We start from the raw sequence: 13473 nt of genomic DNA, 5'->3' as shown, positions 1-13473 counted from the left end.
TGCCTCACAAGATCGGCTTACCGCCGGTGACAGCTACCCGAGCCCCGGAGATGTAGCTGGCTTCGTCGGAGGCAAGCAGCACGTAGACAGAGGCCAGCTCGGCCGGCTGGCCGGCGCGACCCAGCGGCACGTTCTCACCGAACGATGCCACTGCGTCCGGTGGCAGGGTTGAGGGAATCAGTGGGGTCCAGATAGGACCCGGAGCCACGCTGTTCACCCGAATACCTCGGTCGCCGAGGAGTTGAGCGAGACTCGCCGAGAAGTTCGCGATTGCCGCCTTTGTCGCCGCATACGGCGCGAGCGTCGGGTTCGGGGTGTCGGAGTTGACCGAGGAACTGCCGATGATCGACGCGCCGGCGCTCATGTGCGGCAACGCCGCCTTGGTCAGATAGAAATAGGCCCCGACGTTGAGCCGGAACGTGTGATCCCACTCCTCGTCGCTGATCTCTTCGATGGTGTTGTGCGTCATCTGGTAGGCGGCATTGCTGACCAGCACATCGATGCTGCCGAACTCGTGTGCGGCGCAGTTGATGACCTCCCGGCAGTGCTGCGGGTCAGACAGATCCCCACGCACCAGAACGCATGTGCGCCCAGCCTCTTCGACGTAGCGGGCGACGTCTCGTGCGTCGTCATCCTCGTCGAGGTAGGCGATGAGGACATCGGCGCCCTCGCGGGCGAAGGCGATCGCGACGGCGCGCCCGATACCGCTGTCGCCGCCGGTGATGACCGCTTTCTTGCCGGCCAGTCTGCCCGCACCCCGGTAGCTGGTCTCGCCGCAGTCGGGAACCGGCTCCATCTCCGTTTGGCGTCCGGGTGGGCGTTGTTGTTGTTCAGGAAATCCCATCAGCAGATCCCGTACGCCTCAGGTACCGGGCGGCGGCCCGGCCGTCTGGGTGTCCGGGTCGTCGTCGGCGGGCGGCTCCGGGTCGCGCCACTCTTCGACTCGGCTGGACCGGTTGCCCTGCAGCGTGCCGCGCAGTTCGGCCTTGAGACGGTCATCGTCGCGTGGGCTGTGTTTCGCACTCTGTCGTTCCATCAGTGGGTCACCTCCTGTGGCTTGTCACTAGCAGCGCCTACCCGCAGGAGGAGTCAGGTAACCCTCGGTTGGACAGGAAGGCGCTGTGCGGTTGCGGGTCTAGGAACGGTTTCCGGCGGGTATGCGGAGGAGGACGACGAAAGGATGCCGGCGATGGCTGGGAGAAAAGGCCAGAAGGCCGAGGCGGACGTCGAAGCCGACGCCCACCAGGCGTGGTCGCGTGCCGGCAAGGCCGAAGACGGTACCTATGTCGGGCGTACCAGCCCCGATGATGCCTTCGATGTCGGCGAAACCGGCGCCGAAGCCAGAAGCGACGACACCTGACGACATCGAGGGGTTTGACGCCCGGGCGCGATGGCTAACCTCCGCCCATCATGGCTTCGGATACAGCAGGTGCCGGGATCGTTGTCGGTGTCGATGGGTCGTCGGCATCGCGGGCCGCCGTGCGATGGGGAGCCCAGGAGGCCCAGCGCCGCGCGCTACCGCTGACCCTGGTGCACGCGGCGTCGACCCAGTTGTCTCCCCTGATGGCCCGATGGATCGTGTTCGGTCAACATGAATTACCGCACCGGCGCGTCCAGCGGATCGTCGATGACGCCGTTGGAGTCGCCACCCACAGCGCTTCGGATGGTGCGCCCGCGCAGCTGAACACGAAAGTGGAGTTCGCCGATCCGGTTGACGCGCTCGAGGGATTGTCCCGGCAAGCCGAGCTGGTTGTCGTCGGATCGAGCGGCCGTTGGCGGCTGCGGCACCTGTTGTTCGGCTCGGTCGGCTCGGAGCTGACGCCGCGCTGCCACTGCCCACTGGCTGTCCTGAACGAGGACGACCTGGCGATGCAGCAGCCCCTAGACGCCTCAGACGCCGCGGCACAGGGCGACCCGACGGGCTGGTGACCGGCTCTCCGCTCAGGCCGGGGCCGCCGGCTGCGGGTAGCGCAGCACCGCCGCAACGCCGTCGGTCGGGTCCACCGCCGCCTCCGCCGTCACGACATCCGCACCGATCGCGATCGCTCCCCAGGGCAGTGCCTCGTCGGCACGCAGCGTATGTGCCGGTGCGGCACCGTAGTCGGAGAGCATGTCCGGGTTCGCTGCGGTGACCGTCAGCCCCGCGTCGGCGACCACTGTCGCATCGCCGATGTCGCCGACGATCAGCGTCTCCACCGCACCTTGGCTCAGCCCGGCGCATACCGCCGGCAGACCTTGCGCTGCCAGGCCGGACCCTCGGCCCGATTCGGCGGTGAACCGTTCTACCGCGGCTTGGATGACGGCGAGTTGGCGTCGCAGACATTCGGCTTCGATGGCGTCCTGGATCTCGCTCGGGTCATGCCGACTGTGTCGGGCCCCGATCCCCAGCTCTGTGGTCAGGCCTGCGACCCGCTTCGGCAAAGCCTCCAGCAGCGCCGAGCGAGCTTGCACCTCGCCGACCACGAACACGAGTTCGGGCCCCTCGGCGAGTTCGGCTACCCGGGCGGCGACGGCGCGGACATTCTTGCGGGCGGCCTCCTGAGCGTGCGGCTGCGGATCACCGTATCCCGGGGTTTCGGCACCGGCGGCCTTGTGGACCGGATAGCCGCCGCCGTCAACGGTTTCCGTGCGCAGCGCTCCGCCGGCGTGCACGGTGATGTCGGCACCGGTTTGGTCAACCTCGGCCAATACGTAGTTCGGGTACTCGAAGCCGTGCTCGAAGACCGGGATGAGGTAGGGAAGCTGCGACAGTCGGACCGTTGTGGCGGTGGGAGCCTGCAGATGCTCGTTGAGCAGCACACCGTCAGGGCAGGCGATCACCGCACGACCACTCTTGCCGACCGGCGGGCGCAAATCCATGACGGCGCGTTCGATATCACTGATGATCTGCTTGCCGACGCCCTGACGAGTGAGATCCTCGCTGACCTTGCGCCAGGTCAGTTCGAGTTTGGGGGCCGCGTCCTCGGTGTCGTGTGAATCCTCGAAGTACACCGAGATGAATGGGGCACGGCCGGTGAGCAATTGACGGAAACGTTCGGCATTCACGAGTATCCGGGTTGCCCGATCGGCGGAACGACAAACGTGGACGCACCCGAAATGGTTGCTCAGCCGTTTCAGGGGGTAACCAACCCCGATCGCAGTCGCTGATTGGAGGTCTCATGCCCAAGACGACGAAGAGCGGCACCGCCAAACGCGGCGAGTTGCCCAGCACGCTGCAGCGCTCCGGCGCCAAGGCGCAACGCACCTTCGCCAAAGCGCACGATGCCGCCGCCAAGGAATACGGCAGCGAGCAACGTGCGCACCGGGTCGCCTATGCGGCGCTCAAGCACAGTTTCGAGAAGGTCGGCGACCATTGGGAGCCCAAAAAGAAGCGCGGCCCGTCGGATAAGCGCGCGGCCGGGGGCGGCCCGAACAACTCCGGACCGTCCGCGGAGGGCGTCGATGCCAACGCCAGCAAGCAGCATCTGCTGGACGTCGCCCGCCGGCTGGACATTCATGGACGCTCGACGATGCGGAAATCCGAACTGGTCACGGCGATCAAGAAACACAACCGCCGTGTCCGCGGTAAATAGCCGGCTCGCAAGAGCCTTCGGCGAAACGCTACGTGACGCTGACTGCGCGGACCGCCCAAGAGCAGCTGGCCGAGGCAGTGTGTACGGTGAACGCCGCCCAGCATGTACCTGGTGACTACGTGGCGTGGATGTTCGCAGCGCTTGCCGTGCTGGCTGCCGCTATCGGATTACCGCTGACCTGATACACGGTGTAAGGCGCGCGGATCAACGGCCGGGCCACATTGCGTACCGCCACGCCACCGGCGGTGCGGCCCTTCTCGGTTCCGGCGTGGGCATGGCCGTGCACAGCCAGGTCCGCTCCGGCGTCGTCGATAGCCTCGGCCAGCAGGCATGAGCCCAGAAACGGATAGATCTCCGGCGGCTCGCCGTACAGCGTGTCGGCGACGGGGGAGTAGTGCAGCAGCGCGATCCGATAGTCAGTGCGCAGCGCGCGCAGGCCGTCACGCAGCTGGTCGGACGCAGTTTGAGTGGCGCCGACGAACGCCTTCATCTCCGGCTCGCCGAAGGCCGTCGCGCATCTGCCGGCGAAGCCGCCGCCGAATCCCTTCACGCCGGCGACGCCCACCCGCTGCTGCTGCACGTGCACGGTGTGGATCTCGCCCTCCAGCACGGCGATCCCGGCGTCGCGCAAGGCCGCGGTGATCTCGTGCTGCTGATTCTGGTGGTAGTCGTGGTTGCCGAGCACGCACACCACCGGTACCGGGCAATCGCTGAGCTCGTCGGCGACCACCTGGCCCTCGGCGGCGGTCCCGTGCCGGGTCAGGTCCCCGGCGACCACCAGCATGTCGGCCCGGGCATCGATATCGTGCCAGTGCATAGTGCCGCGCGAGTCTTCGCCCAGATGAATGTCGCCGACGGCCGCAACCCGAATCACCCGGTCACCTGCTCCGCGGGTTCGAACAGCTGCACCACTTCGATCTCGTTGAACACGTTGCGCGGACCGACGATGCGCCGCACAGCCGATTCGATCGTGGCTCGGCGTTGCGGGCCGTTGACCGACCCGGTCAGCCACACCGAGTCGTCGTCGATCTCGATCCCGATCCCCAGCTCGCCGATCTCGGGGTCTTCGGCGAGCCTCCGGCGCACGACGGCGACCAGATGGGCGGGCGGCTGCGGCTGGGCGGTGTGGTCGTCTTCGACGATCGACAGCCCACACAACAGGTGCCAGAAGGCCTCGGCGAACGGGGAGTTCCGCAGCCGCCGGCGCACCTGCGGCCACTCCACCTGTTCGCCCAGGATTCGCGCGACAATAAGAAGCTCAGCGAAATCGCAACGGTGACAGTCCAACACCGCAAGCTTCTGCACCATCAGATCCGTGGCGGTGATGACCCGAACGATCACCGAACCGACTTGGATCGGCGGTGCGCTGGCGATGGTGTCGGCGCTGATCGGGATCTCGCCGAGGTGATGGATCAGGTCCACCAGCACCTCGCCGTCGAAGACCTTGAGCAGCCAGTCTTCCGGCGGCTGCACACGTGACATGCCGGCCTCGGCGAGCACTATCGCCGCCCGCTCGGCTTCGGAGGGCTCGACGAGCAGGTCGATGTCGTGGTGGGAGTGCGGCCCGCCGCGGGCATATACCGCCGCGCCGCCGGCCAGGGCGAACGGCACGTCGGCGCGATGCAGCGCACCGACTGCCCGGGTCAGGGTGCTCAGGAACGTGGACTCATCCATGCGCGCCCCGCCCGTTGGCCAGGCCGGCGATCGGCGTCTGATCCAGGTGCTCCAGCAGATCCTCGGCGTTGTCGAAAACTACCGCCGCACCGGCCGTTTCCAATTCGGCGCGGGAGACGCCGCCGCTGAGCAGGCCGATGCCGGGAACTCCGGCGCGCACGCACGCCTGGGCATCCCAGACCGCGTCGCCCACAAAGACGGCGCGATCCGCCGTTGCGCCGACCCGGTCCAGTGCTATCTCGATGATGTCCGGATTCGGCTTCGCGACGTCCACATCGGCCGAAGAGGTGACCGCCGCGACAAGGTCGTCGCAGCCGAGCGCCTTGCGCAGCACCGCCAACTCGTCCTCGGGTGCCGAGGTGGCCAGCACCACCGGAAGATCAAGAGCGGCTATGTGTTCCAACAGTTTGCGGGCGCCCGGTAGCGGCGACAGCAAGTCCGATGACTGCAGGTAGTACTGCGAATGCAGGTCTTTTAGTCGCCGGCGGATGCCGTCGGGTGCGTCGTCGGACAGCAGGCGTACCAACTCGGATCCGTCCATTCCGATGGCACGGTGGATCCGCCACGACTCCACCTCGTGGCGTAGCTCGGCGAACGCACGCCGCCAGGCGTGCACGTGCAGGTAGTTCGAATCGACCAGGGTGCCGTCGACGTCGAACAACACAGCCGATTGGGCGCTCACGCTCTTCCCCTCTCGCTCGCGGACGGTCCTGGCCGTTTGCGGATGACCCGCCTGGGATACCCACCCAGGGACTTCCCAAATACCGACGAGAGGAAAAGCGGTGGCTACCGAGGACCGTGACGGCAAGCAGCGACAACTCGACGATTACCGGGTCGACCGGCAGTCTGGATACCTCACAACTCAGCAGGGGGTGCGCGTCGACCACACCGACGACGCTCTGACTGTCGGGGAGCGTGGGCCGACACTGCTGGAGGACTTCCACGCCCGGGAGAAGATCACCCACTTCGACCACGAGCGGATTCCCGAGCGGGTGGTGCATGCCCGCGGGGCGGGAGCCTACGGCTATTTCGAGCCCTATGACGACTCGCTCGCGCAGTACACCGCGGCGCGATTTCTGACTACACCGGGCACCAAGACTCCGGTGTTCGTGCGGTTCTCCACCGTGGCCGGCTCGCGCGGTTCGGCCGACACCGTGCGTGACGTACGCGGGTTCGCCACCAAGTTCTACACCGAGGCGGGCAACTACGACCTGGTGGGCAACAACTTTCCGGTGTTCTTCATCCAGGACGGCATCAAGTTCCCTGATTTCGTGCATGCGGTGAAACCCGAGCCGGACAACGAGATTCCGCAGGCCCAGTCCGCTCACGACACGCTGTGGGACTTCGTCTCGCTGCAGCCCGAGACGCTGCACGCCATCATGTGGCTGATGTCGGACCGCGCCCTGCCGCGCAGCTACCGGATGATGCAGGGCTTCGGCGTGCACACCTTCCGCTTCGTGAACACCAGCGGCGAAGGGACGTTCGTGAAGTTCCACTGGAAGCCGAAGCTGGGCGTGCACTCGCTGATCTGGGACGAGTGCCAGAAGATCGCCGGCAAGGACCCCGACTTCAACCGACGCGACCTGTGGGACGCCATCGAGGCCGGGCAATTCCCGGAATGGGAACTCGGGGTCCAGCTGGTCGCCGAAGCCGACGAGTTCAAGTTCGACTTCGACCTGCTGGACGCCACCAAAATCATTCCCGAAGAACAGGTTCCGGTGCGCCCGGTCGGCAAGATGGTGCTCAATCGCAACCCGGAGAATTTCTTCGCCGAAACCGAGCAGGTGGCGTTCCACACCGCCAACGTCGTACCGGGAATCGACTTCACCAACGACCCGCTGCTGCAGTTCCGCAACTTCTCCTACCTGGACACGCAGTTGATCCGGCTCGGCGGGCCGAACTTCGCTCAGCTGCCGGTCAACCGGCCGGTGGCGCAGGTGCGCAACAACCAGCACGACGGCTACAGTCAACACGCGATTCCGCAGGGGAAGTCCAGCTACTTCAAGAACTCGTTGGGTGGTGGCTGCCCAGCCTTGGCGGACGAGGGCGTGTTCCGGCACTACACCGAGAAGCTGGACGGGGCCAAGATCCGCAAGCGCGCCGCGAGCTTCGAGAACCACTACGGCCAGGCACGGATGTTCTATCGAAGCATGACCGAGCCCGAGGCGAAGCACATCGTCGCCGCCTACGCCTTTGAACTGGGGAAATGTGAACATGTCGAGATTCGGCAGCGCGCCGTCGAACAGCTGAGCCTGGTCGACCATGACCTGGCGCGCCAGGTGGCCGAGAAGCTGGGCCTGGCCGCACCCGAGGAGCAAGCCGTCGCCGAGGTGCCGCTGTCACCGGCGCTCTCGCAGTTGAGTGATGCCGGTACCCCCGCCGGCGAACGTGCGCCCGGCATCGAAAGCCGCAAGATCGCAGTGCTGGCCGCCGACGGGGTGGACGTGGTGGGCGTGGAACGGTTCGTCGCGGCGATGCGGGAACGCGGCGCGATCGCCGAAGTGCTGGCGCCCATCGCCGGCGGCGAACTGGCCGGGGGCTCCGGTGGGCGGTTAAGTGTCGACCGAGCCTTCACGACGATGGCGTCGGTGCTCTACGACGCGGTGGTGGTGCCGTGCGGGCCAGAGGCCGTGCAAACACTGTCCGGTGACGGTTATGCGATGCACTTCGTCGCGGAGGCCTACAAGCACCTCAAGGTGATCGGGGCGTTCGGTGCCGGTGTCAACCTGTTGCCCAAGGCCGGTGTGTCCGAGCCGCCGGCCGAAGACACCGCGGTCGTCGTCGCCTCCGGGGTGGTGACGACGACGGCCGCGGCTGATGACTTGAATGACGAGTTCTTCGACGCATTCGCCGCCGCACTCGCCGGGCACCGTGCCTGGAACCGCTCCGCCGACGCGGTACCGGCCTAGATTCCTAGATCACGGCACCAGGCGCAGCGGCCGACCGGACCGCTGCACCTCGGCCAACGCGTCCGCCAGCGAGTCCACCAGTGGAAGTCGCGAGTGGGGGTCGCAGATCCGCAGCAAGGTAGACAGCGCGGGACTCGGGACCACCTTCAGTTTGGTCTGCGCGCTGGAACACTGCGTGGTGATCGACTGAAGAGCTGAAAACCCGCTGGTCCCAATGAATGTCAGTTCAGAGAGATCCACCACCAGCCACTCGCAGCACTCGGCGCAACGCTTGGCGTAGTCCGCGAATGGGTTGGCGTTCGCCGCGTCGATCTCGCCATTCACGGCAACGACGGCTCCGGTGCGACCCCAATGAACTGTGAACTTGGCGGTGTGGTTGCGCCAAACTTGAGTGGCTTCCGTTGCAGGAGTGGCGAATGCGTTCTGAGTAACCTTGCTGATCGTCATGTTGTGGCTCCATCAGTCGACGAATCGTGCTGTTGGATCACGTCAACGTAATCACTTCCGGGGCTGCGTTTACGCGGTGACGTTTCACTGCGGCTGTGAACTCAACCGGAGGAGTCAGACGTTACCGAGAACCGCTTCAATCGGTAAAGGGGTGACTGACAATTTCTGGAAAATCCCAGTGAAACCTTAATTTTCAGATTGTGAGCAGCGAGGAACGTCCCGCTGACCAGGCCGAAATCATGACGTCGGAGAGCCGATTTTCCACAGCGCCGAGAGCTCGGATACCGAATACGACATCGGTCTCCAAATGCGGATTGCGGTCCAACAGGTCACCGATCACGTCGTGGCGCACCACCTGTTCGTGTACCGCGTCGGCCTCGACATGCTCGGCGTAGAACGCCACGCACGGTTCCGGGGCACCCATCCGTCGCAGCGCCGCGACCAGGCGGCTCGAGCCCGGAGGGGAGGTGATCTCGGTGCCCGCGAAGTGTCCGGCGGCCGCTCCCCGCCATCGGCGATGCAGCCCGAACAGCGACATCAGATTCACCACCGCCAGCGACTCGGCAGGGACAACATCGAGATAGGCGAGGTAACCGGCATCCAGCCCGGCCGCGATGAGCAGGTCGGCGAAGAGCTGCTGGTGCACCCGCGGACCCCGCCCGGCGCCGTACTCGTCGAATTCGACCGCGACAAACGACGCTTTGGCCTGGCCGGTCAGGCGCGGGATGATCCAGGCGTGCGGATCGCCCTCCTTGAGGTGGTACAGCGACCGGTGGACGAAGTACTCGCGGGCCTGCTCCCAGCTGCCGTGATCGCGCAGGTACCACGAGGGTCCGTCGCCGTGCACGGGCTCGGTTGCCGCGGCATCCATTTCGGCATCGGCCGTCGCGTGGGGCGGTATCACTCCGACATCGCGACGCACGCGGTCGAGGAACGCGTGTTCGAGTTGCGTGCGTAGTCCCAACAGGTTGACGTCCCACTCCCAGCCGGGGTCAACATCGGCGAACCCGCGGTAATGCAACTCGTAGCAGAGGTAGAGCGCCAGTTGCAGGTCACGGCCGTATGGGTCGGTGTCGGTGGTCGGAGGGAAGGGCTCAGGGGCCGCGCCGGCAGGTCGACGCAAGAGCCCGCAGACGCTCGTAGACAACGGCCCGCACGCGGCGGGCAGGCGAGGTTCGGTGTGGATCGTTGCGGTGGGCACGCTTGCGGATACCCGCCACCTCGGCTGCTCCAAACGGCGCCGCGCCGTTTCGGTGATCGGCCGTTGGGTATTCCGGCAGCATGACACGCTTCGGCTATACCTTGATGACCGAGCAGAGCGGGCCCGCAGAGTTGGTCGGCTACGCCGTTGCCGCCGAGGAACGCGGTTTCGACTTCGCAGTGTGCAGCGATCATTTCTCGCCGTGGCTGGTGTCGCAGGGTCACGCTCCCAATGCGTGGGCGCTGCTGGGCGCGGTCGCGCACGCCACCCAAGAGATAGGTCTGTACAGCTACGTCACCTGTCCGACGATGCGGTATCACCCGGCGATCGTGGCCCAGCAGGCGGCCACCGTACAGATCCTCGCCGAGGGGCGGTTCACCCTGGGCTTGGGCAGCGGGGAGAACCTCAACGAACACATCGTGACGGGAGCGGGGTGGCCGAACGTGGCGCGCAGGCAGGCCATGCTCGGCGAAGCCATCAAGATCATCCGCGAGCTGCTGATGGGGGAGACGGTCGACCACGACGGCGACTATTTTCAAGTCGACCAGGCACGGTTGTGGGACCTGCCGGACATCCCCGTCGCGTTGGCCGTGGCCATGTCGGGGCCCAAGGGTGTCGACAGATTCGCCGCGGCTGCCGATCACCTGATCGCGGTGCAGCCCGACCGCGATCTGGTCCACTCCTGGCATACCGCACGGCAGGCGGCCGGGTTGGCGGGCGGGCGAATCATCGGGCAGCTACCGGTGTGCTGGGATCCCGACCGGGATCAGGCAATACAGCGCGCCCACCGGCAGTTTCGCTGGTTCGGCGGCGGCTGGTCGGTCAATTCTGAGCTGCCGACACCGGCTGCGTTCGCGGCTGCCACCCGCTACGTGCAGCCGCGCGACGTTGCCGGGGCCATACCCTGCGGGCCGGAACTGGACCCAATCGTCGACGCCGTCGGCGCCTACCGAGATGCCGGCTTCACCGACATCGCGCTGATCCAGATCGGCGGGGAGACCCAGGAGGCCTTCCTCAAGGAGGCCGCGGAGCCGCTGCTGGCGGCGCTGCGCGACTTCCCCTAGCGGCGATTGCGAGCGCGGCGGAGCCGGGCGTGGCAGGTCGCCGCCATCTGCGTAGCGGTGATTGCGAGCGCGGCGGAGCCGGGCGTGGCAGGTCGCCGCCATCTGCGCAGCGGGTTTCGGGTCGCAGCGCCGAGGGTACAAGGGGCCCCATGAGCGACATCAGCGACACCGATGAGGGAATCGATCAGAGGCGTACGACCCAGCCGCGGGCCGGACTGGTGTTCAAGGACCGCCGTGAGTTGCCGGGATTGGCCATGCTGTTGATGGCGGCACTGGCACTGGTGGGCTTCATGAGCGCTGCCGCGCAGCACGACGCCGGGTGGACGCTCGGCTTCGGGATCGCGGTCCTAGCGTTGGCGGTCGGCGGCTTGACCTGGGTTTTCGTCGGGCGAAGCCGCACCACCCACGCCGGCCATCACCGGCGTCAGACCTAGCGCGCCCGCAGCGAACCGGGACACCGCCTGTGCCCCGGTCATTGCTGCCTCGCTATTACCTGTACCTGGCCGGTGCCGACTGGCGATCTCGCCCGAGGCGGGATTGAGTGTCACCTCGGCCAACAGTTCGCCCGTCGTCGGCTCGCAGACCGCCCAGAGATAGCGCGAGTCGTCGGCCCAGCCGGATTCCGCCTTCGCGACGTAGTCCGGGTCGGTCTCACCGAGGTCGGCCAGGGTCACACGGTCGTCTATACGATCGTCGGCCCGTGGTATCCGCAGATACCACGGGCCGGCGTTGATCTCGACGGGTTCTATGGCTACTACTTGATCTCGCAGAGCACGGTGCCCTGCGTGATGGCCGATCCGGCCTCGGCCGACAGGCCGGTGATGACACCGTCCTTGTGCGCGGTGACCGGGTTCTCCATCTTCATGGCCTCCAGGACGACAACCAGGTCACCGGCGGCGACCTCCTGGCCCTCCTCGACGGCCACCTTCACCACGGTGCCCTGCATCGGTGCGGTGACAGCGTCACCGGACGCCGCCGCGCCGCCGTGCGCGCCACGCTTGCGGGCCTTGGGCTTCTTGCGGATGGCGCCAGCGGCACCGCCGGCACCGCCGCCCAGCGCCAGGTCACCCGGCAGCGACACCTCCAGGCGCCGGCCGCCGACCTCGACGACCACCTTCTGCCGCGGCTGGACGTCGTCCTCGTCGAGCGGCTCACCGCCGGTGAAGGGCTCGATGTTGTTCTCGAACTCGGTCTCGATCCAGCGGGTGTGGACCGTGAAGCCGTTCTCGTCGCCGACAAAGGCCGGGTCGCGAACCACCACGCGGTCGAACGGGATGACCGTGGCCAGCCCCTCCACATGGAACTCGTCCAGGGCGCGCCGGGCACGCTCGAGCGCCTCGGTGCGCGTCGCGCCGGTGACGATCAGCTTGGCCAGCATCGAGTCGAACTGGCCGCCGATCACCGAACCGGTCTCCACACCGGAGTCCATCCGGATGCCGGGGCCGGTCGGCGGGTCGAAGCGGGTGACCGGGCCGGGGGCCGGCAGGAAGCCACGACCGGCGTCCTCGCCGTTGATGCGGAACTCGATCGAGTGGCCGCGCGGCTCGGGGTCCTCGGTGAGGTCCAGCGTCTCGCCGTTGGCGATCCGGAACTGCTCACGCACCAGGTCGATGCCCGAGGTCTCCTCGGTGACCGGGTGTTCCACCTGCAGACGGGTGTTGACCTCCAAGAAGCTGATAAGGCCGTCCTGGCCGACCAGGTACTCCACGGTGCCGGCGCCGTAGTAACCGGCCTCCTTGCAGATCCGCTTGGCGGACTCGTGGATCTCCTTGCGCTGCGCGTCGGTCAGGAACGGCGCGGGGGCCTCCTCGACCAGCTTCTGGAAGCGGCGCTGCAGCGAGCAGTCGCGAGTACCCGCGACGACGACGTTGCCGTGCTGGTCGGCGATGACCTGAGCCTCGACGTGGCGCGGCTTGTCCAGGTAACGCTCCACGAAGCACTCGCCGCGACCGAAGGCCGCAATCGCCTCGCGGGTGGCCGACTCGAACAGCTCGGGAATCTCTTCGAGTGTGCGCGCCACCTTCATGCCGCGGCCGCCACCGCCGAACGCGGCCTTGATGGCTACCGGCACACCGTGCTCCTTGGCGAACGCCACCACCTCGTCGGCGTCCTTGACCGGGTCCGGGGTGCCGGGCACCAGGGGAGCCTTGGCGCGGGCAGCGATGTGGCGCGCGGTGACCTTGTCGCCGAGGTCGCGGATCGACTGCGGGCTCGGCCCGATCCAGATCAACCCGGCGTCGATCACGGCCTGGGCGAAGTCGGCGTTCTCGGAGAGGAAGCCGTACCCGGGGTGAATCGCGTTGGCGCCCGACTGGGCCGCGGCGTCGAGGATCTTCTCGAACACCAAGTAGGACTCGGCCGAGGTCTGCCCACCCAGGGCGAAAGCCTCATCGGCGAGCCGGACGTGGGGTGCGTCGGCGTCGGGTTCGGCGTACACGGCCACGCTGGCCAATCCGGCGTCGCGCGCGGCGCGGATCACCCGGACTGCGATCTCCCCGCGGTTGGCGACGAGCACCTTGGAGATCTTCGAGCTGGCATGGTTCGCCACTGGCCCTCCTGATGGCATGTATAAGAAATGTCTTTAAGAATCTAGCTTCAGGCAGTGT

General features: G+C 66.8%; 16 protein-coding genes. 6 read left to right on the top strand and 10 right to left on the bottom strand.

Annotated features, from left to right (window positions below; translation table 11 throughout):
• Positions 1–4: 4 nt before the first annotated feature.
• On the bottom strand, positions 5–844 hold the full coding sequence (locus tag ACKY0X_RS16500; RefSeq protein WP_409426909.1) for an SDR family oxidoreductase: 840 nt from the start codon (positions 842–844) through the stop codon (positions 5–7).
• A gap of 18 nt (positions 845–862) precedes the next feature.
• The gene (locus tag ACKY0X_RS16495) at positions 863–1036 is read right to left on the bottom strand and encodes a hypothetical protein (protein ID WP_409426908.1); all 174 of its coding nucleotides are present in this window, start codon (positions 1034–1036) and stop codon (positions 863–865) included.
• 153 nt (positions 1037–1189) lie between these two features.
• Between ACKY0X_RS16495 and ACKY0X_RS16490 the strand changes: the two genes are divergently transcribed.
• Together ACKY0X_RS16490 and ACKY0X_RS16485 are read left to right on the top strand one after the other, a co-directional pair.
• Positions 1190–1360 (top strand): hypothetical protein, encoded by a 171-nt coding sequence (locus ACKY0X_RS16490; RefSeq protein WP_409426907.1) that lies wholly within the window; start codon positions 1190–1192, stop codon positions 1358–1360.
• 50 nt (positions 1361–1410) lie between these two features.
• Positions 1411–1929, top strand: a complete 519-nt coding sequence (locus ACKY0X_RS16485; protein WP_409426906.1) for a universal stress protein — start codon at positions 1411–1413, stop codon at positions 1927–1929.
• Between the two features lie 12 nt (positions 1930–1941).
• Here ACKY0X_RS16485 and ACKY0X_RS16480 read toward each other — a convergent pair whose 3' ends face one another.
• On the bottom strand, positions 1942–3045 hold the full coding sequence (locus ACKY0X_RS16480) for a hypothetical protein (protein ID WP_409426905.1): 1104 nt from the start codon (positions 3043–3045) through the stop codon (positions 1942–1944).
• Positions 3046–3158: 113 nt separating this feature from the next.
• Here ACKY0X_RS16480 and ACKY0X_RS16475 point away from each other — a divergent pair, with 113 nt between their 5' ends.
• Positions 3159–3572 carry a ChaB family protein gene (locus ACKY0X_RS16475; RefSeq protein WP_046282948.1) on the top strand — a complete coding sequence of 138 codons (414 nt, stop codon included), beginning with the start codon at positions 3159–3161 and terminating at the stop codon, positions 3570–3572.
• Positions 3573–3687: 115 nt separating this feature from the next.
• Here the strand turns inward: ACKY0X_RS16475 and ACKY0X_RS16470 are convergent, their stop codons facing one another.
• From ACKY0X_RS16470 to ACKY0X_RS16460, 3 genes are read right to left on the bottom strand one after another with little or no spacing between them, the layout of a single operon-like run.
• On the bottom strand, positions 3688–4446 hold the full coding sequence (locus ACKY0X_RS16470; protein ID WP_409426904.1) for a metallophosphoesterase: 759 nt from the start codon (positions 4444–4446) through the stop codon (positions 3688–3690).
• Positions 4443–5246: a nucleotidyltransferase gene (locus ACKY0X_RS16465; RefSeq protein ID WP_409426903.1), complete on the bottom strand. Its 804-nt coding sequence runs from the start codon at positions 5244–5246 to the stop codon at positions 4443–4445. The genes ACKY0X_RS16470 and ACKY0X_RS16465 overlap by 4 nt, the downstream gene beginning before the upstream one ends.
• Positions 5239–5928 carry an HAD family hydrolase gene (locus ACKY0X_RS16460; protein ID WP_409426902.1) on the bottom strand — a complete coding sequence of 230 codons (690 nt, stop codon included), beginning with the start codon at positions 5926–5928 and terminating at the stop codon, positions 5239–5241. Before ACKY0X_RS16460 ends, ACKY0X_RS16465 begins: the two co-directional genes overlap by 8 nt.
• Before the next feature lie 100 nt (positions 5929–6028).
• Between ACKY0X_RS16460 and ACKY0X_RS16455 the strand changes: the two genes are divergently transcribed.
• Complete coding sequence (locus tag ACKY0X_RS16455) at positions 6029–8155, top strand: catalase (RefSeq protein ID WP_409426901.1); 2127 nt, start codon at positions 6029–6031, stop codon at positions 8153–8155.
• A gap of 9 nt (positions 8156–8164) precedes the next feature.
• On the opposite strand, the gene ACKY0X_RS16450 is transcribed toward ACKY0X_RS16455, so the two are convergent.
• Positions 8165–8602, bottom strand: a complete 438-nt coding sequence (locus tag ACKY0X_RS16450) for an STAS domain-containing protein (RefSeq protein WP_409426900.1) — start codon at positions 8600–8602, stop codon at positions 8165–8167.
• 193 nt (positions 8603–8795) lie between these two features.
• Positions 8796–9803, bottom strand: a complete 1008-nt coding sequence (locus ACKY0X_RS16445; RefSeq protein ID WP_409426899.1) for an iron-containing redox enzyme family protein — start codon at positions 9801–9803, stop codon at positions 8796–8798.
• Between the two features lie 80 nt (positions 9804–9883).
• Here ACKY0X_RS16445 and ACKY0X_RS16440 point away from each other — a divergent pair, with 80 nt between their 5' ends.
• Together ACKY0X_RS16440 and ACKY0X_RS16435 are read left to right on the top strand one after the other, a co-directional pair.
• Positions 9884–10867 (top strand): TIGR03557 family F420-dependent LLM class oxidoreductase, encoded by a 984-nt coding sequence (locus ACKY0X_RS16440; RefSeq protein WP_409426898.1) that lies wholly within the window; start codon positions 9884–9886, stop codon positions 10865–10867.
• 149 nt (positions 10868–11016) lie between these two features.
• Complete coding sequence (locus tag ACKY0X_RS16435; RefSeq protein ID WP_409426897.1) at positions 11017–11301, top strand: hypothetical protein; 285 nt, start codon at positions 11017–11019, stop codon at positions 11299–11301.
• Here the strand turns inward: ACKY0X_RS16435 and ACKY0X_RS16430 are convergent.
• Together ACKY0X_RS16430 and ACKY0X_RS16425 are read right to left on the bottom strand one after the other, a co-directional pair.
• Entirely contained in the window at positions 11215–11616 is a 402-nt protein-coding gene (locus tag ACKY0X_RS16430; RefSeq protein ID WP_409429668.1) for a GNAT family N-acetyltransferase, read from the bottom strand. The two genes, ACKY0X_RS16435 and ACKY0X_RS16430, sit on opposite strands and share 87 nt — an antisense overlap.
• Positions 11617–11621: 5 nt before the next feature.
• Positions 11622–13415 (bottom strand): acetyl/propionyl/methylcrotonyl-CoA carboxylase subunit alpha, encoded by a 1794-nt coding sequence (locus ACKY0X_RS16425; RefSeq protein WP_409426896.1) that lies wholly within the window; start codon positions 13413–13415, stop codon positions 11622–11624.
• Positions 13416–13473 lie beyond the last annotated feature (58 nt).

This window comes from Mycobacterium sp. SMC-11 (genome assembly GCF_046250095.1).
Taxonomy (GTDB): domain Bacteria; phylum Actinomycetota; class Actinomycetes; order Mycobacteriales; family Mycobacteriaceae; genus Mycobacterium; species Mycobacterium heraklionense_A.
Note: the sequence above shows the minus strand (reverse complement) of the source record. Positions and strands in the feature narration are given on the sequence as shown.